Source organism: Methanococcus maripaludis, from assembly GCF_013760955.1.
GTDB classification, from domain to species: Archaea; AGJL01; Methanococci; order Methanococcales; family Methanococcaceae; genus Methanococcus; species Methanococcus maripaludis_A.
On record NZ_JACDUL010000004.1, the window covers coordinates 1 to 24,670 of the forward strand.

The window sequence follows — 24,670 nt, forward strand, 5'->3', positions numbered from 1 at the left end:
AGTTGTTATAACTTCAACTTCCGGGAATTTTTCCCCAATTACTGCCATATTTACCCCTCTTGATTTTTTAAATGCATAGATAAAATTTGAGATTTAGTGGATATATAGATTTTGATATTGATTTTAAAAATAAATTAAAGTTTTTTAGAACAACTTAAGAACTTTATATAAAACTAGGATTATATTTTTAATATTAAAAAAATTTTGAAAATATACCATTTAAGTTTGGGGGTAAGGGAATTTATGATGCCGTTAACTTCGTATCATCCGGTATTTCTTGCGTTAGTGGCAACCCTATTTACTTGGTTAGTGACTGCACTTGGGGCATCTTTAGTATATTTTACAAAAACTGTTAATCGAAAATTGCTTGATATTTCACTAGGGTTTGCCGCAGGAATTATGATTGCCGCAAGTTTTTGGTCGTTACTTGCCCCAGCAATTGAACTTTCGAATAGTATGGATAATTTAACATGGTTTCCTGCAAGTTTTGGTTTTTTAATTGGTGCATTTTTCCTTGCAGGAATTGATAAAATAGTTCCGCATCTTCATATGGGTCAGCCATTAAAAGAAGCAGAAGGTCCCAAAACAACATGGCATAAAAATCGACTTCTTTTATTGGCTGTAACAATCCATAATATTCCAGAAGGGCTTGCTGTGGGAATTGCATTTGGTGCACTTGCTTTAAACATGTCTGCGGATTCTTTAATGGCGGCAATTGTTCTTGCACTAGGTATAGGAATCCAAAATTTTCCAGAAGGAATTGCAGTTAGTTTTCCTTTAAGGGGGGAGGGACTATCGAAAAATAAAAGTTTTTTTTATGGACAACTCTCTGCAATTGTTGAACCTATTGCCGGTGTTTTAGGGGCTTTTTTAATTACTATTTTTACCCCAATACTCCCCTATGCACTAAGTTTCGCTGCTGGAGCAATGATGTTTGTAGTAATTGAAGATATAATTCCAGAATGTCAAAGGGAAGGAAACATCGACAGCGCTGCAATAGCTGCAATTCTTGGTTTCATAGTTATGATGATTTTGGATGTGGCTTTGGGATAATATATATATATAAAAATCATTTAAAACCATTAAAATCTAATTTTAACGTTTAATTGTTCTTCAATTCTTTTTTGTATGGAAAAATATATTAGTTTCTAAAAAATAAATATTATATGGGGGTGAATATTATGGCAAAAGTGTCTCGTGAAATGGTAGAAAATTCGGGCATTAATGTAGACGAACTAGTTGAACTCCTGGTTAAAAACGCTGCTGCTGAATTAACTACCTTTTACTATTATACAATATTAAGAGTTAATTTAATTGGATTAGAGGGTGAAGGCCTTAAGGAAATTGCAGAAACTGCTAGAATAGAAGATAGAAACCATTTTGAAGCGCTTGTTCCAAGAATATATGAATTAGGAGGGGCCCTACCAAAAAATATGAAAGATTTCCACGATATATCCGGATGCCCACCTGCATACCTGCCAGATAATATTAAAGATGTTAATAGCATGATCAAAGTTTTATTGCAGGCAGAACAGTGTGCGGTCAAGCAGTACACAAAAATTTGTAACATGACTGCAGGAAAAGATCACAGAACGTATGACTTGGCTCTTGCAATATTAAATGAAGAAATTCAGCATGAATCCTGGTTTTCAGAATTTTTAGGCGAAGGGCCGTCAGGACACTTCCTTAGAACGGGAAAAACGTCTCCATTTGTATCTAAATTTTTAGAATAACATAACTATATTATTTTTTTATTTTTTTAAAAGCATGTCCTATTTTAAATACTTCGAAATAAAATTCCAATAAAAAATTATTGTTTTTCCAGAAATGGACAAAATTAAAATTACAACAGGTAAATCTTTTGTATGAATATTGTAATACGTTAAATCTTACAGATTCACGATTTTAAAATAGTTTTAACGTAAATTTTAAAAACAGTGTTTCTCATGATGCCACCTATTATATATCTAAAAGCACCTAATTATGAAACAGTTTGAATAGAAACATGGTGAAACTTATGAAAGATGTTACAATTGGGCTATTTGGTGACTTTGCGGATGCTGGGAAAAACATCGCAAAAAAAGGAACTTCAACAGATATTACACTTTACAATCACAAAAATGGCGATGATTCAGCAGTATTTGTCGAACCTACAAGGTACCCAGAAAGAATCCAGCCATTAATATATACTATAAACATGATGGACTATGCACTCGTATTTATTGACGAAATAAAACCTGAAATCGGTGAAACACTCCTAGCTCTCGATTTATTCGGTGTTGAAAGAGGATTTTTAGTAGTTGGCGAATACATTGACATTGAACAGTTGAAAGGAATTATCTCAAATACCTCAATGAAAAACTTCGAAATTTTGGAAAAAGACTACATACAAATCAGAGAAAAAATGATTTCAATTCCAGAAGTTGAAAAAAGTGGCGAATTTGTAAAAATACCAATAGACCACTTCTTTTCAGTAAGGAGTGTTGGTACAGTAATTCTCGGAAAAGTAGACAAAGGAACTGTTTCTGTGCATGATAACTTAAGGATATACCCGACAAACAACAAAGCAATGGTAAAAAGTATTCAGGTACACGATAGGGACGTAAAAGAAGCTAAAACTAATTCAAGAGTTGGACTTTCATTGAAAGGAATCAGCACTGAAGACTTGGATAGGGGAATGATTCTTTCAAACGGCGAATTGAATGTTTCTGATGTAATTGAACTTGAAATGAAATGGAACCCGTACATGAATAAAGAAGTTGCTGTTGGTGAAGGATACCAAATTATCGTTGGACTTCAAACTGTAAGCTGTAAAATTGAAGAGAAAAACGGAAATAAATTAAAATTAAAGCTGTTAAAACCTGTTGCATTTGAAAAAGGAGATAAATTTATAATGTTAGATGGAAGTGCAAAAATTAGGATTATTGGAATTTCAAAATACGAATAAAATAAAAAATAATTAAAAATATTTCTTTTTTTCAAAAATTTAAAAAAATAAGTTAAGTTCCAATTCGTACGGGTTCTGAAAGATCCTTTATTAATTGAATAGCTGAATATGCTGCAAGTGCAGACGTTTTTGGATTGTCTTTGCAAGGATTATTTTCTACACACGTTTTTATAGTTCCAATTGAACCTTTAACCAAAATTTCATGCCGATTTACCATTAAATTAGGATCTGCAATGATTTTTACTTTTGCAGGGTACTTTGATGCAAGAGATAAAACGACAGAAACATTGATATTTTGTGGAAATTTCGAAATTGCTTCGAAAACGGTTCCTTCAAAAACCACTTTTGGATCCATTATATCATCAGTATTTAATCCCTGTTCTTCGAGAGCACTTTTTAAGCCGTGAACAGGTTTTGTTGTAGTTAACGTAACTTCTGAAATTTTACCAAGTGACCCAGATTTTACAGCATCTATTCCTGCAATTGCACCTGAAGGTATGTATATCTTTCTTCCAAGTTTTTCTGCAAGTTTATAAAGCTTTAAAAATAGATCTTTGTCTGCAAATGCGCCTACACTCATCACTATAACATCTTTGTCATTATTTAGTGATTTTATAACTGTATCTTCAACTGCAGTTACTGAAGCACATTCTACAATCAAATCAAGATCTTTTGAAACCAGTTCATCGAGAGATCTGCAAAAATCAGCTCCTGTTTCCATCGCAAGTTTTTCTGCTTTTTCCAAGTTCCCATCGTAAAAAGCCAAAACTTCTGCCTTGTTAAGTCTGTCTGACATTAAAGCCTTGGTGATTAGTGAAGCAATTGCTCCACAACCCACTACACCTATTTTCAACATTTTAATCTCGACTTGGTTATTAATTAAAATCTGCCTGTGATTGGAGGCTTTATCAAAATAATATTTCCTATTGCTGAAATTAAATTAAATGGCAATACTACTTTTTTCGTAGGATCATCGATATTTTCGCTTAAACATCCGCTTGAAACATCTGTAATAACAATACCGCTTATTGCAGCCTTATCAGTATCAACCATGGCGTCGTAAACTTTACCAACATATATAGCATCTGTAGTGTATATTTTTTTGTTCAACAAGTCACTAATTTTAATTGCCATATTACTCCTCCCGTTAAATTCTTTCAATAATATGAAAAAGGTAATATAAAATCTTTGTTAATCGTTAATATTTTTAATATACTTCATTTATATGTTTTATTAATTATTTTTTGAGGTGAGGCCATGTTTGTCGAATATATTAAATTTTATTTCGAAAAAGATGGAGATATTTGGGAAAAAATAGTTCAAAATAGGGATTCCGTTGAAACATTGGATATTATCCGTGATGCGGTTATGGTTGATGGATACAAACTCATAAAATGGGAGGAATGGGTTTCCGAAGAACATTATTAATTCATAACCTAAATTACAATTATTTTGGATAATTTTTGATTACTAGTTCTGTTATTTTTCGCCTTCCGTTAACCCTTGAATTTATTATTCTTCCTGCAAAGACTTTATCGATTTTAAATCCGTTGTAATGTTCTTCAAAAAAGCGGTCTTCTGGATCGGTGTTTGTTGGATCAGAATTACTAAGCATTAAGTACGCGCCTTTTTCATCCAGATCTTTAAACCAATTACTAAGTTCCACCTGATCCTTTTCAAGGAAATCTTCTTTAGAATAGGAAGTAAAACTAACTGTTTCTGGAAGCGGCCGGTATGGCGGGTCAATATAAATAAATGTTTCGTCGTCAATATCAATACAATTTTCAACGTTTTTATAATCCTCACACATCAATTTTACGCCTTTTAAAGCCTTGTTTACTCCCCTAAGTGTCGGTTCATCAAATATTCTCGGGCGAATATATCTCCCAAAAGGAACATTGAACATTCCTTTCTTATTTATCCGATATAATCCATTAAAACAGGTTTTGTTTAAAAAAATAAACTTTGCAACGTTTTCAATAATATCTGCAGGTTCATTTTTATCTATTTTTAATTTTTCGAGATTATAATCTTTTCTTATTTTATAATATTCTAATTTTTGTAATCTAAAAGTCATTTTATTAAATTTTTCTTCGATTGGTTGTAAAATAGAAATCAATTCTTTAATATTATTCTGAACGACTTTGTAAGAAAGCATTAATTCGTGATTTATATCGTTCAAAATTACTTTTTTAAATTTATATTTGCTCTGAAGACTAAAATAAACTGCACCACCACCCAAAAATGGCTCGACATACTTTTTAATCTTCCCAGCCCTTAATTCATCTGGATAATGATTTTCAAACTGGGTTAAAAGCCTTCTTTTACCGCCAGCCCATTTTAAAAAAGGTTTTGCTTCATGTGGCATAAGTTATCAAAAAAGATATAATGGCAATATATGTATATTTTTCGGTAATAGATCTTCTAATAAGGTTTTTTCAATTAAAAACTGTCAATTAGATCTGCATTTGAGATATTAACTCCATTGTTAAAATATTCATAATTTAATACGAGTATGATATGCTCAACTAGCCCTTTCTTTTCCAGATTCAAAATTTTTGTAAGGTCATTTCTTACCCGTTCATCCTGTATTTCTGGAAGCAACTTTTCAGTCATATTGATGGTGTCGATACCAGAAAGTGTTCTTCGTATGGTTTTTGGAAGAATTTCGGACACGTAAGTATGATTTTTACTTTCAAGATACTCCATATTTCTAAGTATTACTTCATTTTCCCCAATACTTCCATCATATCTTATCATTTTTGTCCCCCCGGATCTAACATTTATCTAAATTAAAATTTATAAAAAGAAGTATATATGTTTTATTAAGTAATATATCCTTCAAAACATCATATGCGAACATAAATTCAATTTACAATATGAAAAGGCGAGTTATGGAGCAGGTTCGAAAGTTAAAAAGTGAAAATATTAATAAACTCATTTTGAGATACGTCATCCCCTCAATTGCAGGTACCGTCATTATTGGAATTTATAGCATAATTGACGGGATATTTATTGGAAGAACCGTCGGAGCTGAAGGTCTTGCAGGAGTAACACTCGCATTTCCAGTTTTAATTGCAATTGGATCCATTGGAATTATGATTGGAGCGGGTGCTTCTGCAATAATTTCAATAAGTCTTGGAAAAAAAGATTATGAAATGGCTTCTCGCATTTTAAAAACTGCATTTTACTACATTATCTTAATAAGCTTTATAATTACATTTTTAGGATTATTGTTTATTGATCCAGTTATTTCAGGCCTGAATCTTACGAAAAATTTGGAAAACTACGTTTTGCAATATTCAAAAATAATAATTATTGGGGCAATTGCACAAATTTTTGCAATATCTCTTGACCCAATACTTCGAAATGACGGCTTTCCAAAGAAATCTATGATAATACTGACTTTGATGTCAGTATTTAACATTTTACTCGATTACATCTTGATAGTTGTATTTAATTTTGGAGTTATGGGGGCGGCTACTGCAACCGTGTTTGCACAAGCCCTTGGATCAGTTTTGTACCTAAAACATTTTTTGCTAGGTAAATCAAACGTAAAAATTGGAAAGAATAGTCCATTTTCTGAATTTTCAATTATAAAACGAATTGCAAAAACCGGATTTTCACCATTTATTATGGAACTTGCATTTGGAATATTGATGATAGTACACAATATCCAGTTTATAAGGTATGGTAGTTCCCTAGACGTTTCTGCATACGGTATTGTAATATATATCACGTCATTTTTATACATGGTGTATTTAGGGATTTCAGAAGGCGTTCAGCCATTAATAAGCTATAATTACGGGGCTAAAAAATTTAATAGAGTTTTTGAAATATTAAAAAAAGCAGTATTCATTAACGCAATTCTTGGTATTTGTTCATTTTTAACAATTTTAAATTTCCCAAATCTTTTAATAAAGATTTTCAATCCACATGATACGAATTTAATCGCAACAACCACTGTCGGCCTTGAAATACATAATTTCGCAATTTTAATTCTTGGAGTATCAATGGTTTTGACGATGTATTTTTTAGCTACAGAGCAACCAAGGATCGCGGGTTTTTTGTCGTTAGGAAGAACTATAATATTTATTCTTCCTGCGATCATTGTATTTCCAATATATTTTGGAATTAAAGGGATATGGTGGGCCACAGTATTTTCAGAGTACATGGGGCTTATATTTACCATTTACTTCATAGCTAAAGAGATTAAAAAGATAAAACGAAGAATTTAAGATTTTAAAAATAGCGATTTATGTAAATAGTATAAAAATAAAATAGTATTTCTTAACATTAATCCGAATTCTAAAATTTCAAAATGGTCATAATATGCTTCAATTAACCTTAGAAAGTGCATTTTCAAACACACTAACGGTTTCAGAACTGAATAATTATGTAAAAAGTACTTTGGAAGAAGATTATTTATTGAAACGGGCATCCATTAAAGGAGAAATTTCAAACTGTACTTTACACAAATCTGGACACGTTTATTTTACATTAAAAGATGAAAATAGCGTGATTGACTGTGTAATGTTTAAACCATACACTAAAAACTTAAATTTCAGCCCAACAGAAGGAATGAGTGTAATATTAAAAGGAAAAGTCTCGTTATACACAAAAACCGGAAAATACCAGTTTTACTGCAATTCTATGGAAAAAGATGGGATTGGAGATTTGTTTATAAAATTTGAAAAATTGAAAGAAAAACTTGAAAAAGAAGGATTGTTTGATGAAACAAATAAACAAAAAATCCCAAAATATCCAAAAAACATTGGAATAATTACTTCTCCAACAGGGGCTGCCATTAAAGACATTATCAAAGTTACACGAAATAGGAACAGTTCTGTTAATTTAATTATATATCCTGCAATAGTTCAGGGCGAATCTGCTGCAAAAACAGTTATTGCCGGACTTTTAGAACTGAATAAACTTGAAAAAATTGATTTGATAATTATTGCACGTGGTGGAGGTTCGATGGAAGACCTCTGGTGTTTTAATGATGAATCACTTGCAAGAGCAATTTTTGAATCGAAAAAACCAGTAGTTACTGGAATCGGGCACGAAATCGACTTTACCATTTCCGATTTTGTGAGCGATTTAAGGGCGGCAACACCATCAAATGCTGCAGAACTTACGGTTTACAATGAAAATGAATTGAAATCGATGGTAAATAACTTTGAAAGAATACTAAAACACCGCATGAAAATTGAAATTGCAAACCGTTCTTACGAATTAGATATTCTTTATTCAAAAATAGAAAAAAACAGCCCTAAATCCAAAATAGAAAAGCAAAAACTATATATTGAAAGAATCATGACTTTGATGAATCATGAAATTAAAAACAAGATTTCTTACGAATTAAAACGCTTTGAAAAATCATATTCGCTTTTGAATGCATATAACCCATTAAATGTATTAAACAAGGGCTACAGCATCATACAGGATGAAAATGATAATGTTATGAACTCCAAAAATTCGTTTAAAACGGAAAATAATGTAAAAATTACATTAAAAGATGGAACCATTGATGCACATATTACTTTGAAAGATTAAAAACGATACAGGTGATATTTATGGATAATTATGAAGAATTGATTGAAAAACTTGAAAATATCGTAAATTCAATGGAAAATGACGAATTATCTCTTGAAGAAGCCATGAAAAACTACGAAGAAGGGATAAAATTAAGCAATAAACTTTATAAGATTTTAAATGACGCCGAAGGAAAGATAAAAATTCTAACTGAAAACGGCGAAATTGACTTTAACGACGAATAAAGGGATTTTATGTATTACATCTCAATGATTATCGTAGTTTTAGCAAGTATACTCTACCACATCTGCCAAAAATCAATTTCAAGTGGTGCAAACCCATACGTTTCACTTATGGTTACATACCTCGTTTCGATAATTTCGACAGTTGTTGCAATTTTTATCCTGAATGGAAAAATCGATATCGTAGAATCTGTCAAAAATTTAAACTGGGCAACTTACGTACTTGGAATTTCTATTGTGTTTTTAGAGCTTGGATTTTTACTTGTTTACCGTGCAGGTTGGAATGTAAGCGTTGCGGCACTTACTGCATATGTTGCAGTTGCAGTTTTATTAATACCTGTAGGAATACTTTTATTTAAAGAAAATATAAGTTTTTTAAAAGTTTTAGGAATTTCATTTTGTATATTGGGACTAATTTTAATTAATAAATAATTCAAAGTCGGATTAATTGCGCACTTTACATCAATAAATTATCCGATTTTCGTACCGTTTTTATTTTATATATCGTTACCCATATTTTTATAAAAATTTTAATCCAAATTAGTCCAAATGATAGTTATGAAAGATATCATCATCAAAGGTGCGAGAGAACATAATTTAAAAAATATCTCGCTAACACTCCCAAGAAATAATTTAATAGTTGTAACTGGAGTTTCAGGTTCTGGAAAATCCACGATAGCATTTGATACGATATATGCCGAAGGTCAGAGAAGGTACGTTGAATCACTTTCAGCATATGCGAGGCAGTTCTTAGGGCTTATGAATAAACCCGATGTTGACAGTATTGAAGGACTATCCCCTGCAATTGCAATACAGCAGAAAACAACAAGTAAAAACCCAAGAAGTACCGTTGGAACAGTTACTGAAATTTACGACTACTTAAGATTACTTTATGCAAGAATTGGAATTCCATACTGTCCTGAACACAACATTAGAATAGAATCACAGAGTCCTGAAAAAATAGCTGAGAAAATCGAAGAAGAATTTTCTGAAACTGTAACGATATTATCCCCAATTGTAAGACAGAAAAAAGGAACGTATCAAAAACTCGTTAAGGACTTGAATTCTGAAGGTTTTGCAAGAATTCGTGTAAATGGCGAAATTTACAGAACGGATGACGAAATAACACTTGAAAGATACAAAAAACACGATATCGAAATTGTTATAGATAGATTAAATCCCAAAGAAGATCATTCAAGGCTTGTTGAAGCCTGTGAAAGAGCACTTGAACGTTCAGGCGGACTTTTAATCGTAACTGGCAGTATAAATAACGAAGAAGTTGAAAAAATTTATTCTTCAAATTTAGCATGCCCTATCTGCAGTATTTCATTCGAAGAACTTCAACCACGAATGTTTTCATTTAACAGCCCATTTGGTGCATGTGAATACTGTAGTGGACTTGGAATAAAAATGGAGTTTGATGCGGACTTAATAATTCCCGATAAAACCAAATGTATTGCTGACGGTGCAGTTGCACTTTATAGAAACTTCCTTGATGGATACAGGTCACAACATTTGGCGGCGGTTGCAAACCATTTTGGTTTTACGGTTTTAACGCCAATAAAAGACCTTTCAAAAGAACAGTTTGATATATTGCTGTATGGAAGTCCTGAAAAAATTCATTTTAAAGTATCAAACGGCAGTGGGGATACTGAATGGAGTCAAAATAAACCATGGGAAGGGCTTATTCCACAATCCATTAGATTATATAATGAAACTAAATCAGAATACCGGAGAAAAGAACTTGAAAAGTTCATGACAGTCAGTTTGTGTCCAAAATGTGGTGGAAAACGTTTAAAAGATAAAGCACTTGCCGTAAAAATAGAAGATAAGTCAATTATCGATTTAACCGACCTTTCAATTTCAAAAGCCGAAGAATTCTTTAATAATTTAAAATTAACAGATAAAGAGTATGAAATTGCAAAACAAGTCATAAAAGAAATAAAATCGAGATTAAAATTCTTAAATGATGTTGGTTTGGGATATTTAACTCTTTCAAGACGATCAGGAACACTTTCAGGTGGAGAAGCTCAGCGAATCAGGCTTGCAACCCAGATTGGATCAAATTTAACTGGTGTTTTATATGTACTCGATGAACCATCAATTGGCCTTCACCAGCGAGATAATCAAAAATTGATCGAAACACTCCATAAACTAAGAAATTTAGATAACACTCTCGTTGTTGTTGAGCATGACGAAGATACAATTTTGAATGCAGATTATGTCGTAGATATGGGTCCAGGTGCTGGAGTTCATGGTGGAGATGTGGTTACAGTTGGAACACCGACTGAAATTTCGAAAAATAAGGATTCTTTAACTGGAAAATACCTTTCAGGAGAATTAAAAATCGAAGTGCCTGAAAAAAGAAGAAAAAGTAGCAAATTTTTAAAACTTTCAAACTGTAAACAGAACAATTTAAAAAATGTGTCTGTTGAAATCCCCACCGGAGTATTTAACGTGATTACGGGAGTATCCGGGAGTGGAAAATCCACTTTAATTTATGAAAACTTGTACCCTGCGTTGAAAGAAAAAATAAAATCCGAAGAAAGTTTTGAAGAACTTGATTTTGAAGATCAGCTTTATGAAAACACGAAAGAAAAGTGCAACCTTGAAATTGATTCGGAAATCGATAAAGTTGTTGTAATTGACCAAAGTCCGATTGGAAGAACTCCAAGATCAAATCCTGCAACTTACACGAAGGTATTCGATAAAATCAGGCAGGTTTTTGCAGAAACCAAAGAAGCAAAAGTAAAAGGATATGGGCCAGGAAGATTCTCGTTTAATGTCAAAGGCGGAAGATGTGAGAACTGTCAGGGCGATGGAGTCATAAAAATAGAAATGAACTTCTTACCTGATGTTTTTGTAGAATGTGAGGAGTGTAAAGGTGCTAGATACAATAGAGAAACTCTCGAAGTAAAATACAAGGAAAAATCAATTTCAGACGTTTTAAACATGAGCGTTGAAGAAGCGAGAGAACATTTCAAAAATATTCCGCAAATTTCGACAAAATTAAAAACCTTGTGCGATGTTGGACTTGGTTACATTAAATTAGGGCAGAGTTCCACGACCCTTTCAGGAGGAGAAGCTCAAAGGATTAAATTAACAAGAGAACTATCAAAAAGAGCTACTGGAAATACGATATATTTACTAGACGAACCAACAACAGGACTTCATTTCCACGATGTTAAAAAATTAATCGATGTATTAAACAGCCTCGTTGAAAAAGGAAATACCGTAGTTGTAATTGAACATAACCTCGATGTAATAAAATGTGCTGACCATATAATAGATCTTGGACCTGAAGGCGGGGATTTTGGTGGCGAAATAATTGCAACAGGAACTCCCGAAGAAATTTCAAAATGTAAAGAAAGCCATACTGGAAAATTCTTAAAAAACATTCTTTCTAAAAATTAAAGATAATATGATAAATATTTCAGATATTCCAAAAAATCCCGGTTGCTATATTTATAAAGACGAATCCGGAACCGTAATTTACGTTGGGAAAGCAAAAAACTTGAAAAAAAGAGTTAGTAGCTACTTTAACAAAAAAAATCACGACCCTAAAACCGAACAGCTTGTAAAATCAATTTATGACATGGAATTTATTGTAACTGATAACGAAATCGAAGCTTTAATTTTAGAAAGTACTTTAATCAAAAAATACCGCCCAAAATACAATATTGACCTGAAAGATTCGAAAAATTATGCATATATCTACATTAGCGAAGAAGATTTTCCAAGAATCGGAATATCGAGAAATAAATCCGAAAAAGGAAAATTCTACGGGCCATTTACATCGGCAAAAGAACGGGATTACGTATTAGATGTTTTAAAAAAGACTTTTAAAATCAGGTCTTGTAAAAACATGCACAAACGCCCGTGTTTAAGGCACCATATAAAAAACTGCACTGCACCTTGCAGTGGCGATATAACTTCTAAAGATTATTTGAATCAAATAAAAAAGGCAGAATATGTTTTAAAAGGAAATATTGATTCACTAATTCATGAACTTAAAAATGAAATGGATTTGAAATCAAAAAATTTGCAGTTTGAAGAAGCTTTGGTAATTAGAGAAGAAATAAATGCAGTTGAAAGATTAAAAACCCGTCAAAATGTTAAAAGAGATGTAAAATACAACGAAGATGTAATCGGCATTCTTGAAAAAAGCGGAAAAATCCACATGATGGTTTTTAACGTATTAAAAGGAACGCTCTTTGATAGAAAATACTTTGAATTTGATTACACAGAAAATTTCTTTGAAGAGTTTTTAATCCAATATTATTTGGAAAACGAAGTTCCGTCTGAGATTATAATTTCCAGCCTACCAAAAAATCTTGAAGAAGAATCCAAAGATTATAATTCTGATGCACTTTTAGACTACTTATCTCAAAAAAAAGGTTCAAAAGTCGCTTTCAAAATCCCCCAAAAAGGAGAAAAAAAGCAGCTTTTAGATCTTGCAATTAAAAATCTTGAAATTTACGTTAATGGAAATGAAATAAAAGTTGAAAGCTTAAAAAATAAATTAATGCTTGATAAACCTCCAGAAATAATAGAATGCTTTGATATATCGCATCTTTCAGGAACGTCCACCGTTGCGTCGATGGTCCAGTTTAGAAACGGAAAACCTGACAAAAAAAATTACCGCAGATTTAAAATAAAAACTGTTTCTGGAATTGATGACTTCAAATCGATTTCAGAAGTTGTGTTTAGAAGATACAGTAAATTAATTGAAGAAAATTTAGAATTACCTGATTTAATAGTTATTGATGGTGGAAAGGGCCAACTTTCGTCAGCATTTTCTGAACTTCGAAAATTAAAACTTAAAATTCCAATAATTTCAATTGCAAAACGAGAAGAAGAAATATATGCTCCAGGAATTGAAAATCCACTTCCAATAAAGAAAAATGAAAAAGCATCCCTTTTTATTCAAGAAATTCGTGATGAAGCGCACAGATTTGCGATAAATTACAATCGATTACTTAGAAAAAAGGAATTGATAAAATGAGTTTTCCAGATTTCAAATTAAAAGCAGACTTTAAACCAAAAGGATCCCAGCCAGACGCGATTGCAGAGCTTGTGAATGACCTTGAAAAAAATTCAGAAAAAAGTAAGCAGACATTGCTTGGTGTTACAGGTTCTGGAAAAACTTTTACAATTGCAAATGTGATTGAAAAAGTTCAAAAACCAACTCTGGTAATTGCGCACAATAAAACACTTGCGGCACAACTCTATAATGAGTTTAAAGACTTCTTTCCCGAAAATCGAGTAGAATACTTTGTTTCGTATTATGATTACTACCAGCCAGAATCATATATTCCACAAAAAGATCAATATATTGAAAAGGATGCACAAATCAACCCGAAAATTGAGCAGATGCGTCTTCGTGCAACTTCTGCAATTCTTTCGAGAAGGGACGTAATAATAGTAGCATCTGTTTCTTGTATATACGGCCTTGGAAACCCAAAACTCTTCAAAGAGATGGGTTTTGAACTAAAAACTGGGGAAAAAATTAAAAGATCCGGTATTATTGAAAAATTAGTGGATATTCAGTACGAACGAAACGATATGGAATTAGTCCCGGGAAGATTTAGGGTAAAAGGGGATACTTTAGATATTATTCCTGGATATCAAGATGATATCGTAAGAGTTGAAATGTTTGGTGATGAAATTGATAGAATATATGAATTAGATCCAAAAAACATGACCAAAAAACATGAATTGGATTCCTTTTATATGTACCCTGCAAAACACTTCGTAATTCCTGAAGAAGATAAGAAAAATGCGATAAAATCCATTTTGAAAGAACTAGATGAATGGCTTCCAAATTTAGACATGCTAAAATCGCACAGGTTGAAGCAGAAAACTCTCTACGATATAGAAATGATCGAAGAAACTGGAAGCTGTAAGGGAATTGAAAATTATTCGAGGCATTTTGAAAATAGAAAAGAAGGAGAACCTGCATACTGCCTTTTAGACTATTTCCCGGAAGATTTTTTGATTGTAATTGATGAAAGCCACCAGACAATCCCACAAATTCGTGGAATGTATAAAGGAGACAGATCAAGAAAACAGTCATTAATCGATTACGGATTCAGACTTCCAAGTGCATATGACAACCGCCCCCTCAGATTTGAAGAATTTAAAAAATACATGAACAATGTAATTTTTGTATCCGCCACCCCCGGAGAATACGAGTTAGATAACTCCAATCAGGTTGTAGAACAGATTATCCGACCAACCGGGCTTTTAGACCCTGAAGTTGAAATAAAACCGATTGAAAATCAGGTTGAAGATATAATAAAAGAAACTGAAAAAATGGTCGAAAAGGGGGAGCGGGTACTGATTACAACCCTTACAAAACGGCTTGCAGAAGAATTAACAGAATATTTAGCAAAACGCCAAGTTAAAGCAAGGTATCTACATTCGGATATAGATACAATTGAAAGAACTGAAATCATTCGAAATCTAAGGCTTGGAAAATTTGACTGCCTTGTTGGAATAAACCTTTTAAGGGAAGGATTAGATATTCCAGAAGTTGGATTTGTTGGAATACTCGATGCCGACAAAGAAGGGTTTTTGAGAAACGATAAAAGCTTGATTCAAACAATTGGTCGTGCTGCAAGAAATGCGAACTCAAAAGTTGTGCTTTATGCTGACAAAATGACCGATTCGATTAAAAAAGCGGTTTCTGAGACCGAAAGAAGAAGAAACTTACAAAAAGATTATAACGAAATGCACAATATCACTCCAAAAACGATTGTAAAACCAATAAGAGAAAAAGTCGTCGATATTTCCGATATAAAACATATTCCTGTAGCAGATATTCCAAATGTCATTATTGAACTTGAAGCTGAAATGTATGAAGCTGCAGAAGCTCTCGAATTTGAAAAAGCAATTAAAATAAGAGATAATATTGCAAAGTTGAAGAAAAAACTAAAATAATCTATTTTTCTTTTTTAAATTAATTAGTCGAAAAACATAAAACTTTTTAAAATAAAGATTATTGTTAGGTATATTTTGTTACATGAGGTTGGTTATGGGAAAAACAGACAAATTTAAGAAAAAATACGGGATCAAAAATATTAGTGAACAGGGTTTTTTTGAACATTTTTTTGAACTTGCACTCTGGAATTCTAGATTTGTCGTAGTTTTAGCAGTTATTTTTGGAACCCTTGGATCAATTACGTTATTTTTAGCAGGATCTGCGGAAATATTTCATACAATCTTAGAATACATTTCGGATCCAATGAGTAGCGAACAGCATAATCAAATTTTAATTGGTGTTATCGGTGCGGTTGACCTTTATCTAATCGGGGTTGTACTTTTAATATTCAGTTTTGGCATATACGAATTATTTATCTCAAAAATAGATATAGCAAGAGCAGATGGCGATGTTTCAAACATTTTAGAAATTTATACCCTTGATGAACTAAAAAGTAAAATTATAAAAGTTATAATAATGGTTTTGGTTGTCAGCTTTTTCCAGAGAGTTCTATCAATGCACTTTGAAACGTCTCTAGACATGATTTATATGGCAATATCCATATTTGCAATATCTCTTGGAGTTTATTTCATGCACAAACAAAAAGTGTAGTTTTTAAACTACTGCATTTTTTAATTTAGCCAGTACCTCGATGTAACTATTGAATTCACTGAGGATATATTCAATAAATAAATCATGCCTGTATACTGGAGCTTTTTTTATGTTTAATTCATAAAAATAATGGTTTTCTGATTCTGAAATATTTATATCTAAACATTTTTTGCAGTATATATCATACAAAATATTTTCTCGCAGATAATTAAAATAACTTAGAGCATATTTGTCAGATTTTGATATTTCAAAACCATAACATTTATTGTGGTATAATAAAAACATTTTTTCTGCAATCGAAATTTCCTGAGAAACTACCTCAAGCAATTCTGGAATTTTTAGAACTATTTCCACGTTATTTTTAATACATTCTTCAAAACTATCGGAATTTTTAACTAAATACAGGTAATATCTGTATTCATGATTATATTCATCCAAAATACCCCTCGATAATTAAATAATTATGTGGTTGATTATGGGAAATCTGGATTAATACGCAGATTGGATTAATCGTTAATAATTCTGTTTTCATTCCGATATTAATATCTTTTGAAAAGTTTAAAATAGTAAAAATTTTGAACAAAACGACGGGTACTTCCTACATTAACCATTATTTCGTCAAGCAAATAAATAATTAAAATTTAAAAAAATATTATCTCGGCATTAATAAATACCAGGCTTTATCCCCATGTTCCTGATATCTAACAGCCATAAATTCAGTTTTAGACTTTTTTGACATTTCATGGGTGAAAGTTATAAATGGACATTTTTGTTCACTAACTTCCCCCCTCATTTGTTTTAGGATAGAATAAAGTCGTTTGAAATAAGTTATACTATCGTCTTCATCCGGATAAATGGCATCATAAACATTTCTAGTTATGTATACTGGTTCAATAAAGCCCCTCCTTTTTGCATATCGAGAAACATTTATGACTTCCGCGCCAGGTTTTATTACAGGTTCAAAATCTTCTAATTCTTCAGGTATTTCAAAATTGCCCCTCATCAAAAATCCCCTCCAAAGGAAGTAAACTAATATATGGGTTAACATTGCATTTAAATATATCGGTAAAAGGAATATTTTTGCTTTTTTCAAAAATAGGAATCCAAAAAAAGAATATAATAAAAATTAAAGCTATTTTTACACATTTGTGATAAATCTGATTCTTAGATCTATTTCAAAAATAGCATTGATAATTATCTAGTTGAACTCCATATATTGTACGGCGTGGTGTAAAAAGTAAGTTATATGTTAAATGACATTGTAAAATCTAAATTTTAAAGAAATAATCGATTTTGTACATTTAAGTCCTATTTTTATCCAAAATCCTTGAAAAAGTATTTAATGAAAGACATTCATACTCTATAAATTAAATCTGGAACGGAAAAACATGGTATCCCAAGACGACATACTTTACGAATTTTACAATAACGATGGAATACTCACTACCGATGAGTTAAAAGACTTATCTGGAATTCCAAAAGAAGAAAGTATAAGGAGTATTTCAAAATCCATGAATTCTTTGATCCAAAAAAAACTAATTGGAAAAGTAAAGGGGCCAAAAAACAGCACGATTTATTTTTTAACAAACCCTTACTATTTCTTATGTGACGACAAAGAACGGTTAAAGCATGAAAAAACGCACTGTTTGAATGTTATAAAAAAGGTCATGGAACACCACGATGAATGCAGAATTTTTGAACAACAGGATATGCTTATCCTAAAATTCAATGCAACGTACCAGATTCGAAACCATCTTAAATTGATAAAATCAATCATAGAACTTTTTGGAAACTGCTTAAAATATGTTTTGCATGACAATTACATTATAGTTACTGGAAAAACGCATTTGGAAATAGATATGTTTAATATCAACCATTTTTTACGGGAAGAAAAAGAAATGAACTTTAAAAAAAATATAAAATAAATTTAGATGCAGTATATTTCTTCTGCTTCCAAAACTTCGGTATTATGATCTTTTAATACGTCAATTCCTTTTTTAACGTCTTCAGTTCTTAAAACTGCGAGTGCTTTATCGCCCATTGAAAATGCGTAGACATAATCAATGCTGATGTTTTCTTTTGAAAGAATATCAAGGGTTTTTGAAAGAGCGCCTATCTCATTTGGAATGCATATACATATAACGTCAGTTAAGCTAACTGAAAATCTATTTTCCTTTAAAACTTTCAATGCAAGATCCGGGTTTGAAACAACCATTCTCAAAATTCCGTAATCTGATGTGTCTGCGACACTGAGTGCTGAAATATTTATTCCAGATTTTTCAAGTATCTCAGTTACTTCTTTTAGTCTTCCGGATTTATTTTCTAAAAATACTGATAATTGTTTGATAATCATATTAACCCCTCCATTAAAGTTTTCTGTTATCAATTACTCTTTTAGCTTTTCCTTCGGTTCTTTCGATAGTTTTTGGCTCTACAAGCTTAATTTTAACACTTATTCCGAGAGTACTTTCTATGTTATGCTTGATTTTTTTGCTTAATTGTTCAAGCATGCTGATTTTGTCTGAGAAGAACTGGTCTTCAACTTCCACCCAAACTTCAAGAACGTCTAAATTATTTATCCTATCTACTATTAATAAGTAGTGTGGCTTTGTTTCGCTCATTTCTAAAAGAACGCTTTCTATTTGTGATGGGAAAACATTAACTCCCCTTATAATTAACATATCATCGCTTCTTCCAGTACACTTGTTCATCCTAACAAGAGTTCTTCCACATTCACATTTTTCATAATTTAATGAAGTTAAATCCCTTGTCCGGTACCTTAAAAGAGGCATTCCTTCTTTTGTAATTGTTGTAAACACAAGTTCGCCCTCACTTCCTGCAGGAAGCGGTTGTAATGTATTTGGATCGATAATTTCTGGAACAAAATGGTCTTCGTTTACGTGTAACCCTGCCTGATATTCACAGTCACATGCTACACCTGGCCCCATTACTTCACTAAGCCCATAAATGTCCATTGCTTTTATTCCAAGTTTATTTTCAATTTCTTTCCTCATGCTAGGAGTCCAAGGTTCTGCACCAAAGATTCCAACCCTCAAACTGATGTCATCCGCAGTCATTCCTGCTTCTTCGAGTGCTTCTGCTAAATAAAGAGCATATGAAGGAGTACATGCAAGAACTGTTGTTTTAAAATCAGCCATTAATTGAACCTGTTTTTGAGTATTTCCGCCAGAAATTGGAATTACAGTTGCACCTAACTTTTCACTTCCGTAGTGCAGTCCAAGACCGCCGGTAAAAAGACCATATCCGTAAGCAATTTGGATAAAATCATCTCTTGAAGCTCCGGCACAGTTTAATGCTCTTGCAACAACTTCTGACCACATTGCAATATCCCTTCTGGTGTATCCAACAACTGTTGGCTTTCCAGTGGTTCCAGAAGATGCGTGAACTCTTACAATTTCACTCATGGGAACTGAAAATATTCCAAAAGGATAATTATCTCTTAAATCCTGTTTTGTTGTAAATGGCAATTTTGAAAGATCGTCAATACTTTGAATATCTTCAGGGTAAACTCCCATACTTTGCATTTTTTTCCGATAAAAAGGAACATTATGGTAAACACGACTAACAGTTTCAGAAAGCCTTTTACTTTGAAGTTCCCTCATCTCTTCTCGGCCCATGCATTCAATAGTTTCATTCCAAATCATGATATCCCTTCTATTCTAGATTGTAACCCAATTCAAAAGCTTTCATATTCAATTCCAGAAATTTTTCAGGAACAGTATCTTTTATAGCTTTTATCCATTCTTCTTTTTTAATGTTGCTATTTTTCGCTAGAACTCCAATTAATGCAACATTGACTGCTTTTATCGTTCCTGCATTTTTTGCAATTGATAAAGCATCTACTGGAATATATTCAATGTTTAATTCCCCAATTTTTTCACTTAAATCAGAAGGATATTTCACATCCCCGGTAATAACAGGCATTGGATCTATTTTTTGCGTATTTACTACCAATTTTCCATTTTCTTTTAAGTAATCAACGTATCTTGCACCTTCGAGCATTTCAAAAGCCAAAACTATGTCTGCGGTTCCTTTTTCAACTACAGGTGAATAAACTTTGTCACCAAATTTAACGTATGCGACTACGCTACCTCCTCTTTGGGACATTCCGTGAACTTCTGAAACTTTAACATCTTTTCCGAGGTTTTGTGCCAGCGTTCCTAAAATTTTAGATGTTAAAACTGCACCCTGCCCACCAACTGCTGCGATGACGATATTCATTATTTTACCACCTCAACTATTGCTGAAAATTTACATAAGTCCTTACAAAGCCCGCATCCAACACATAATGAATCATTTATTTTTGCAACTTTTCCGTCAAATGAAATTGCCGGACATCCTATTTTTAAACATAGTTTGCAGCCAGTGCAAAGTTCAGGATCTATTTTATAATCTTTAAAGTCAAATTTAACGCCTTTTATCAATACACAAGGCCGTTTTGTAATAATTAATGAAGGTTCTTCTGCATTTACTTCTTCTTTTATCGTTTCTTCGAGTGCTTTTAAATCGTACGCGTCAACTACTCGAATTCTGTTTATTCCAATCGCTCTTCCAAGTGTTTCAAAATCAATTTGGGAAGTACTTTCTCCAGAGAGTGTTTTTCCAGTTGAGGGGTTTTCCTGATGTCCAGTCATTGCAGTGATTGAATTATCTAAAATTATCACGGTACTGTGTCCTTTGTTGTATACAATATCCATTAAACCAGTAACTCCAGAATGACAGAATGTAGAGTCTCCGATAACCGCAACGGACTTTTTAGCAAAATCTTTTCCCCTTGCTTTTTCAAATCCGTGTGCCATACCGATACTTGCACCCATACAAATTGTGGTATCGATTGCATTGAGCGGCTCAAATCCTCCGAGAGTGTAACAGCCAATATCTCCTGCAACGTGGAGTTTTAATTTTTTAAGAACGTAAAATGGGCCCCTGTGGTGACATCCGGGACATAAGACTGGCGGTCTTTGAGGTAAATCTTCAAATTTATTAATTACTTCTTTTGATTCGTTCAAAAGTGCACTTCTAATTATTTCGCTACTTAATTCTCCGATAATTGGGAATATATCTTTTCCAATTACTTCTAAACCCATTGATTTAATTTTTTGTTCAAAAATAGGTTCTAATTCTTCGAATACGTAAACTTTATCACAATTTTTAACGAATTCTTTTATTTTTTCTTCAGGAAGTGGGTAGCTCATTCCGAATTTTAAAAAAGATGCATTAGGAATAACCTCTTTTGCGTAATTGTATGCAACACCACTTGTAATTATCCCGATTTTTTTATCATTGTATTCGATTTCATTTAAATCTGATGAATCTGCGAAAATGGAGAGTTCGTTTAACCTTTCTTCGATGAAAATTCTTCTTTTTTTCGCATATGCCGGTGCTGAAATATATTTCGAAGGATTTTTATCATATGGTTTTAATTCGATATCTCCTCTTTTTTCGAGTTCAACCAAGCTCTGTGAGTGGGATACTCTCGTACTGAGTCTTAATATTACGGGAGTATCGAATTTTTCACTGATTTCAAATCCCAATTTTACAAAATCCTTACATTCCTGACTGTCTGAAGGTTCCAATACAGGTATTTTTGCGAAAATTCCGTAATATCTTGTATCTTGCTCGTTTTGCGAACTGTGCATGCTTGGATCATCTGCAACAACTATTAAAAGTCCTGCGTTAATCCCAGTATACGCAACAGTCATCAAAGGATCTGCTGCAACATTTAATCCTACGTGTTTCATTGAAACTATGGTTCTAGCACCCGCAATCGCTGAACCAATAGCCACTTCAAGAGCAACTTTTTCATTTACAGACCATTCCGAATTAATTTCAGGATATTTCGAAATATATTCTGTAATTTCAGTGCTCGGAGTTCCAGGATACGCTGTTGCGACCATTACTCCTGCTTCGTAAGCGCCTCTCGCCACTGCCTCGTTTCCAAGCATTAATTTTTTCATGATCTGCCTCTCAAACGAATTATTGATAAAATATTTTTTCATGAATTTTATGAAAATAACGATTAATCCGATATTTGATACTGATTTAAACAATATCAAATCTTTCCGGTTTGAATATGGAATGACTGTTATTTATGCATATTGTAAGTTTAAAATAAAAAAGCCGTAAAACACTGTAATAATAAATTTAAAATAAAACTCGAAAAAAGAAATTCTGGATGGATATCCAGTTAATTTATAGTCAAAACCCCTATTTCTTAAATTACCCTTCCGATTATTCGAGCAATTGATAAAAGTATCCCTAAATTTTGGGACAATTAATTACTTTTGAATGGAAGCATATATAAAAATTGTTAATTGAATCGATTAGATAAATTTATATGAAAATCTTAGATAAAAGTCGAAAAAATTGGTTTTGTAAACATTAAACAATTAATTAATTCAAAAATAGAAAAATAGTGCGGTAATTTTAATTTTATTCAATTTCAAAGTATTTTAACCTTAATTCTTCGTATGTTCCATCGTTATATATGCCCATTAAAATCTTATTTATATTGTCTATTAAATATTCATTGTCAAGTGAAGAAACTATTCCAAAGTAGTGAATTTCAGTATTTTCTATTATTCTTAAATCATCGCCATTGTTCTTAAAATATTTGCAAACGAAATAATCAGCAAGTATTCCATCAACGTCACCATTTAACAGTGCAGAATTTAAATCATAATAATTATGATATTTCACAATTTCAAAATTAACACTTTTTTTATAGGATTCTGCATGATCTACATAAACAGTATCATCAACAACGCCTATGCGTTTACCCCCAAAATCCGCCAAACCAGCATATTTTGAATCTAAACATACAAGGGAAGAATAAGAATTCATGTAAAGTTGAGAATATGTTGAATCTTCTTCCCTTAATACAGTTTTAGTAATTGCTGAAATTGAAACATCAACGGTTCCAGAACGAGCAGCAATATAATTTCCATATTTATAATCAGTCTCAACAAATTCAATTTTTTTGTCCATCCTTTTAGCAATTTCCGAAATTAATTCTATTTCAAAACCTTTTAATTCACCATTCTCATAGTACTGGTATGGGGGCATGTATGGATATATTCCTACAGTTATAGTATCTGATTCAAAACAGCCATTAGTATTAGTACAGGCAGATGTTACGACCAGAATACTAAATAGAATAATTAAAGTAATTTTTTTCAAAAATTCACCTTTGTTTGGGGAATACCATATTGTTGCCACTTATCATTTTAATAATAAATATACTTTTCGAATATTCAAATATAATAAATTCAAATCCACTTTTTTCGCCTGAAAAACATTACCATCGAAGTTAAAATCAGCCCCATTACAATAAGAACATAAAAATATCCAAAAGACCACCTTAATTCAGGCATGTTCTCAAAATTCATTCCATAAAGTCCTGCAACAAATGAAAGCGGAATAAAAATTGTAGAAATTATCGTGAGCACCTTCATAATTTCATTCATGTTGTTGCTCATTACAGAAAGATGTATTTCTGCGATATTTGAGGTATTGTCTTTTAAAACGTCAATCGTTTCGATAAGATGAACAGTATGGTCGTATAAGTCATGAATATATATTAAATTGCTTTTTTCGATAAATTCATACTCGTCCCTACTGAATTTATGAAATATTTCTTTAAATGGCCCTATATTTTTTCTTAAAGCCACCAATATTTGTCGGATATGTTTTACACGTACAATTTCTTCATTTTCAATATCTGAAAACAGTTTTGCATCATACTTTTCGATCTCATCTTCGATATGTGAGATTATTCCAAAATAATGGTCAACTATCGAATCCAATACTGAATAAAATAAATAATCCAGTCCTTTTTCACATATTGATCCTTTTTTATTAGAAATCCTATCAAGTAAACTTTCAATTATTTGGATATCCTGCTCAAAAAATGTAATCAAAAGGTTGTTTTTCAAAATTATGCTAAGCTGTTCTGATTCAAGATGTATCATATCAGTTTTTTGGTGTACTATTCTTGTTACAAGATACTTATATTTCTCGTAAACCTCAAATTTGGTTCTTTGACTGGTATTGAGTATATCTTCAAGAGTTAATTTATGAAGTTCATATCTTTCACCAATTAACTTCATTTCTTCAGCAGTTGGTATTCCGGAAAATATAATCCAATTTACGCTTGAATCATCAATAACTATCTCATCAAGACTTTTTACCTGTTTTTTTAAAAAGTTATCTTTATTATAAGTGATAAATATTATTTCAATCGCTTTTAACCCCATTTCACCAGTATATACCAGATCTCCAGGGGGTAATCCTGCTTTTTTTGAATATTTACTTCCAATTTTCCTCATAGTC

Annotated in this window: 25 protein-coding genes; 13 read left to right on the top strand and 12 right to left on the bottom strand. The window is 32.1% G+C overall.

The features are described 5' to 3' along the window. Nucleotides 1-243 precede the first annotated feature (243 nt). The 3 genes from HNP90_RS07580 (at nucleotide 244) to HNP90_RS07590 (ending at nucleotide 2,947) form a co-directional block, all read left to right on the top strand. A complete protein-coding gene (locus tag HNP90_RS07580; RefSeq protein WP_012068276.1) occupies nucleotides 244-1,053 on the top strand; it encodes a ZIP family metal transporter in 810 nt (269 codons plus the stop codon). Nucleotides 1,054-1,181: 128 nt separating this feature from the next. Then, on the top strand, nucleotides 1,182-1,733 hold the full coding sequence (gene dps, locus HNP90_RS07585; RefSeq protein WP_012068275.1) for a DNA protection during starvation protein: 552 nt from the start codon (nucleotides 1,182-1,184) through the stop codon (nucleotides 1,731-1,733). A gap of 284 nt (nucleotides 1,734-2,017) precedes the next feature. Further along, complete coding sequence (locus HNP90_RS07590; protein WP_012068274.1) at nucleotides 2,018-2,947, top strand: EF-Tu/IF-2/RF-3 family GTPase; 930 nt, start codon at nucleotides 2,018-2,020, stop codon at nucleotides 2,945-2,947. A 52-nt stretch (nucleotides 2,948-2,999) separates the two neighbouring features. On the opposite strand, the gene HNP90_RS07595 is transcribed toward HNP90_RS07590, so the two are convergent. Together HNP90_RS07595 and HNP90_RS07600 are read right to left on the bottom strand one after the other, a co-directional pair. Further along, entirely contained in the window at nucleotides 3,000-3,803 is an 804-nt protein-coding gene (locus tag HNP90_RS07595; RefSeq protein WP_012068273.1) for an aspartate dehydrogenase, read from the bottom strand. Nucleotides 3,804-3,826: 23 nt separating this feature from the next. Continuing rightward, a complete protein-coding gene (locus HNP90_RS07600; protein WP_011868608.1) occupies nucleotides 3,827-4,081 on the bottom strand; it encodes a PRC-barrel domain-containing protein in 255 nt (84 codons plus the stop codon). A gap of 123 nt (nucleotides 4,082-4,204) precedes the next feature. Between HNP90_RS07600 and HNP90_RS07605 the strand changes: the two genes are divergently transcribed. After that, a complete protein-coding gene (locus HNP90_RS07605; RefSeq protein ID WP_012192958.1) occupies nucleotides 4,205-4,375 on the top strand; it encodes a hypothetical protein in 171 nt (56 codons plus the stop codon). A 19-nt stretch (nucleotides 4,376-4,394) separates the two neighbouring features. On the opposite strand, the gene HNP90_RS07610 is transcribed toward HNP90_RS07605, so the two are convergent. Together HNP90_RS07610 and HNP90_RS07615 are read right to left on the bottom strand one after the other, a co-directional pair. After that, the gene (locus HNP90_RS07610; RefSeq protein ID WP_012068272.1) at nucleotides 4,395-5,315 is read right to left on the bottom strand and encodes a DNA adenine methylase; all 921 of its coding nucleotides are present in this window, start codon (nucleotides 5,313-5,315) and stop codon (nucleotides 4,395-4,397) included. A 74-nt stretch (nucleotides 5,316-5,389) separates the two neighbouring features. Further along, on the bottom strand, nucleotides 5,390-5,707 hold the full coding sequence (locus tag HNP90_RS07615; RefSeq protein WP_012068271.1) for a hypothetical protein: 318 nt from the start codon (nucleotides 5,705-5,707) through the stop codon (nucleotides 5,390-5,392). A gap of 134 nt (nucleotides 5,708-5,841) precedes the next feature. Between HNP90_RS07615 and HNP90_RS07620 the strand changes: the two genes are divergently transcribed. The 8 genes from HNP90_RS07620 to HNP90_RS07655 all read left to right on the top strand — a co-directional run bounded on the left by HNP90_RS07620 (nucleotide 5,842) and on the right by HNP90_RS07655 (nucleotide 16,318). Beyond that, nucleotides 5,842-7,185 (top strand): MATE family efflux transporter, encoded by a 1,344-nt coding sequence (locus HNP90_RS07620; RefSeq protein WP_048060478.1) that lies wholly within the window; start codon nucleotides 5,842-5,844, stop codon nucleotides 7,183-7,185. A 94-nt stretch (nucleotides 7,186-7,279) separates the two neighbouring features. Continuing rightward, the gene (gene xseA / locus HNP90_RS07625) at nucleotides 7,280-8,503 is read left to right on the top strand and encodes an exodeoxyribonuclease VII large subunit (RefSeq protein ID WP_012068269.1); all 1,224 of its coding nucleotides are present in this window, start codon (nucleotides 7,280-7,282) and stop codon (nucleotides 8,501-8,503) included. Between the two features lie 20 nt (nucleotides 8,504-8,523). Beyond that, nucleotides 8,524-8,727 carry an exodeoxyribonuclease VII small subunit gene (locus HNP90_RS07630; RefSeq protein WP_012068268.1) on the top strand — a complete coding sequence of 68 codons (204 nt, stop codon included), beginning with the start codon at nucleotides 8,524-8,526 and terminating at the stop codon, nucleotides 8,725-8,727. A gap of 9 nt (nucleotides 8,728-8,736) precedes the next feature. Then, complete coding sequence (locus HNP90_RS07635) at nucleotides 8,737-9,156, top strand: EamA family transporter (RefSeq protein WP_012068267.1); 420 nt, start codon at nucleotides 8,737-8,739, stop codon at nucleotides 9,154-9,156. Nucleotides 9,157-9,282: 126 nt separating this feature from the next. After that, nucleotides 9,283-12,138: an excinuclease ABC subunit UvrA gene (gene uvrA / locus HNP90_RS07640; RefSeq protein ID WP_012068266.1), complete on the top strand. Its 2,856-nt coding sequence runs from the start codon at nucleotides 9,283-9,285 to the stop codon at nucleotides 12,136-12,138. 7 nt (nucleotides 12,139-12,145) lie between these two features. Continuing rightward, nucleotides 12,146-13,729 (top strand): excinuclease ABC subunit UvrC, encoded by a 1,584-nt coding sequence (gene uvrC / locus HNP90_RS07645; RefSeq protein ID WP_012068265.1) that lies wholly within the window; start codon nucleotides 12,146-12,148, stop codon nucleotides 13,727-13,729. Then, nucleotides 13,726-15,666 carry an excinuclease ABC subunit UvrB gene (gene uvrB / locus HNP90_RS07650; protein WP_012068264.1) on the top strand — a complete coding sequence of 647 codons (1,941 nt, stop codon included), beginning with the start codon at nucleotides 13,726-13,728 and terminating at the stop codon, nucleotides 15,664-15,666. Before uvrC ends, uvrB begins: the two co-directional genes overlap by 4 nt. Nucleotides 15,667-15,760: 94 nt before the next feature. Then, on the top strand, nucleotides 15,761-16,318 hold the full coding sequence (locus HNP90_RS07655; protein ID WP_012068263.1) for a YqhA family protein: 558 nt from the start codon (nucleotides 15,761-15,763) through the stop codon (nucleotides 16,316-16,318). A 3-nt stretch (nucleotides 16,319-16,321) separates the two neighbouring features. Here the strand turns inward: HNP90_RS07655 and HNP90_RS07660 are convergent, their stop codons facing one another. Beyond that, on the bottom strand, nucleotides 16,322-16,756 hold the full coding sequence (locus HNP90_RS07660) for a hypothetical protein (protein ID WP_012068262.1): 435 nt from the start codon (nucleotides 16,754-16,756) through the stop codon (nucleotides 16,322-16,324). A gap of 214 nt (nucleotides 16,757-16,970) precedes the next feature. Beyond that, on the bottom strand, nucleotides 16,971-17,321 hold the full coding sequence (locus HNP90_RS07665; RefSeq protein WP_012068261.1) for a hypothetical protein: 351 nt from the start codon (nucleotides 17,319-17,321) through the stop codon (nucleotides 16,971-16,973). Nucleotides 17,322-17,706: 385 nt separating this feature from the next. On the opposite strand from HNP90_RS07665, the gene HNP90_RS07670 reads away from it, so the two are divergent. Continuing rightward, a complete protein-coding gene (locus HNP90_RS07670) occupies nucleotides 17,707-18,243 on the top strand; it encodes a MarR family transcriptional regulator (RefSeq protein ID WP_012068260.1) in 537 nt (178 codons plus the stop codon). Between the two features lie 2 nt (nucleotides 18,244-18,245). Here HNP90_RS07670 and HNP90_RS07675 read toward each other — a convergent pair whose 3' ends face one another. The 6 genes from HNP90_RS07675 to corA all read right to left on the bottom strand — a co-directional run bounded on the left by HNP90_RS07675 (nucleotide 18,246) and on the right by corA (nucleotide 24,666). Then, nucleotides 18,246-18,671, bottom strand: coding sequence for an ACT domain-containing protein (locus HNP90_RS07675; RefSeq protein ID WP_012068259.1), 426 nt, complete (start codon nucleotides 18,669-18,671; stop codon nucleotides 18,246-18,248). 13 nt (nucleotides 18,672-18,684) lie between these two features. Next, entirely contained in the window at nucleotides 18,685-19,983 is a 1,299-nt protein-coding gene (locus HNP90_RS07680) for a phenylacetate--CoA ligase family protein (protein ID WP_012068258.1), read from the bottom strand. A 10-nt stretch (nucleotides 19,984-19,993) separates the two neighbouring features. Continuing rightward, the gene (locus HNP90_RS07685; protein WP_012068257.1) at nucleotides 19,994-20,560 is read right to left on the bottom strand and encodes an indolepyruvate oxidoreductase subunit beta; all 567 of its coding nucleotides are present in this window, start codon (nucleotides 20,558-20,560) and stop codon (nucleotides 19,994-19,996) included. Further along, complete coding sequence (iorA, locus tag HNP90_RS07690) at nucleotides 20,560-22,296, bottom strand: indolepyruvate ferredoxin oxidoreductase subunit alpha (RefSeq protein ID WP_012068256.1); 1,737 nt, start codon at nucleotides 22,294-22,296, stop codon at nucleotides 20,560-20,562. Before iorA ends, HNP90_RS07685 begins: the two co-directional genes overlap by 1 nt. A 475-nt stretch (nucleotides 22,297-22,771) precedes the next feature. Next, a complete protein-coding gene (locus HNP90_RS07695) occupies nucleotides 22,772-23,518 on the bottom strand; it encodes a substrate-binding periplasmic protein (protein ID WP_012068255.1) in 747 nt (248 codons plus the stop codon). An 89-nt stretch (nucleotides 23,519-23,607) separates the two neighbouring features. Next, a complete protein-coding gene (gene corA, locus HNP90_RS07700) occupies nucleotides 23,608-24,666 on the bottom strand; it encodes a magnesium/cobalt transporter CorA (RefSeq protein ID WP_012068254.1) in 1,059 nt (352 codons plus the stop codon). Nucleotides 24,667-24,670 lie beyond the last annotated feature (4 nt).

What these genes read in the sequence shown, in the direction of transcription:
- HNP90_RS07635 (WP_012068267.1), top strand. Translation starts at nt 8,737, where the DNA reads ATGTATTACATCTCAATGATTATCGTAGTTTTAGCAAGTATACTCTAC.
- HNP90_RS07630 (WP_012068268.1), top strand. Translation starts at nt 8,524, where the DNA reads ATGGATAATTATGAAGAATTGATTGAAAAACTTGAAAATATCGTAAAT.
- HNP90_RS07665 (WP_012068261.1), bottom strand. Translation starts at nt 17,321, where the DNA reads ATGAGGGGCAATTTTGAAATACCTGAAGAATTAGAAGATTTTGAACCT.
- xseA (WP_012068269.1), top strand. Translation starts at nt 7,280, where the DNA reads ATGCTTCAATTAACCTTAGAAAGTGCATTTTCAAACACACTAACGGTT.
- HNP90_RS07590 (WP_012068274.1), top strand. Translation starts at nt 2,018, where the DNA reads ATGAAAGATGTTACAATTGGGCTATTTGGTGACTTTGCGGATGCTGGG.
- HNP90_RS07580 (WP_012068276.1), top strand. Translation starts at nt 244, where the DNA reads ATGATGCCGTTAACTTCGTATCATCCGGTATTTCTTGCGTTAGTGGCA.
- uvrB (WP_012068264.1), top strand. Translation starts at nt 13,726, where the DNA reads ATGAGTTTTCCAGATTTCAAATTAAAAGCAGACTTTAAACCAAAAGGA.
- uvrC (WP_012068265.1), top strand. Translation starts at nt 12,146, where the DNA reads ATGATAAATATTTCAGATATTCCAAAAAATCCCGGTTGCTATATTTAT.
- HNP90_RS07605 (WP_012192958.1), top strand. Translation starts at nt 4,205, where the DNA reads ATGTTTGTCGAATATATTAAATTTTATTTCGAAAAAGATGGAGATATT.
- HNP90_RS07685 (WP_012068257.1), bottom strand. Translation starts at nt 20,560, where the DNA reads ATGAATATCGTCATCGCAGCAGTTGGTGGGCAGGGTGCAGTTTTAACA.
- corA (WP_012068254.1), bottom strand. Translation starts at nt 24,666, where the DNA reads ATGAGGAAAATTGGAAGTAAATATTCAAAAAAAGCAGGATTACCCCCT.
- HNP90_RS07680 (WP_012068258.1), bottom strand. Translation starts at nt 19,983, where the DNA reads ATGATTTGGAATGAAACTATTGAATGCATGGGCCGAGAAGAGATGAGG.
- HNP90_RS07595 (WP_012068273.1), bottom strand. Translation starts at nt 3,803, where the DNA reads ATGTTGAAAATAGGTGTAGTGGGTTGTGGAGCAATTGCTTCACTAATC.
- HNP90_RS07675 (WP_012068259.1), bottom strand. Translation starts at nt 18,671, where the DNA reads ATGATTATCAAACAATTATCAGTATTTTTAGAAAATAAATCCGGAAGA.
- uvrA (WP_012068266.1), top strand. Translation starts at nt 9,283, where the DNA reads ATGAAAGATATCATCATCAAAGGTGCGAGAGAACATAATTTAAAAAAT.
- HNP90_RS07600 (WP_011868608.1), bottom strand. Translation starts at nt 4,081, where the DNA reads ATGGCAATTAAAATTAGTGACTTGTTGAACAAAAAAATATACACTACA.
- HNP90_RS07620 (WP_048060478.1), top strand. Translation starts at nt 5,842, where the DNA reads ATGGAGCAGGTTCGAAAGTTAAAAAGTGAAAATATTAATAAACTCATT.
- HNP90_RS07655 (WP_012068263.1), top strand. Translation starts at nt 15,761, where the DNA reads ATGGGAAAAACAGACAAATTTAAGAAAAAATACGGGATCAAAAATATT.
- iorA (WP_012068256.1), bottom strand. Translation starts at nt 22,296, where the DNA reads ATGAAAAAATTAATGCTTGGAAACGAGGCAGTGGCGAGAGGCGCTTAC.
- HNP90_RS07670 (WP_012068260.1), top strand. Translation starts at nt 17,707, where the DNA reads ATGGTATCCCAAGACGACATACTTTACGAATTTTACAATAACGATGGA.
- dps (WP_012068275.1), top strand. Translation starts at nt 1,182, where the DNA reads ATGGCAAAAGTGTCTCGTGAAATGGTAGAAAATTCGGGCATTAATGTA.
- HNP90_RS07610 (WP_012068272.1), bottom strand. Translation starts at nt 5,315, where the DNA reads ATGCCACATGAAGCAAAACCTTTTTTAAAATGGGCTGGCGGTAAAAGA.
- HNP90_RS07615 (WP_012068271.1), bottom strand. Translation starts at nt 5,707, where the DNA reads ATGATAAGATATGATGGAAGTATTGGGGAAAATGAAGTAATACTTAGA.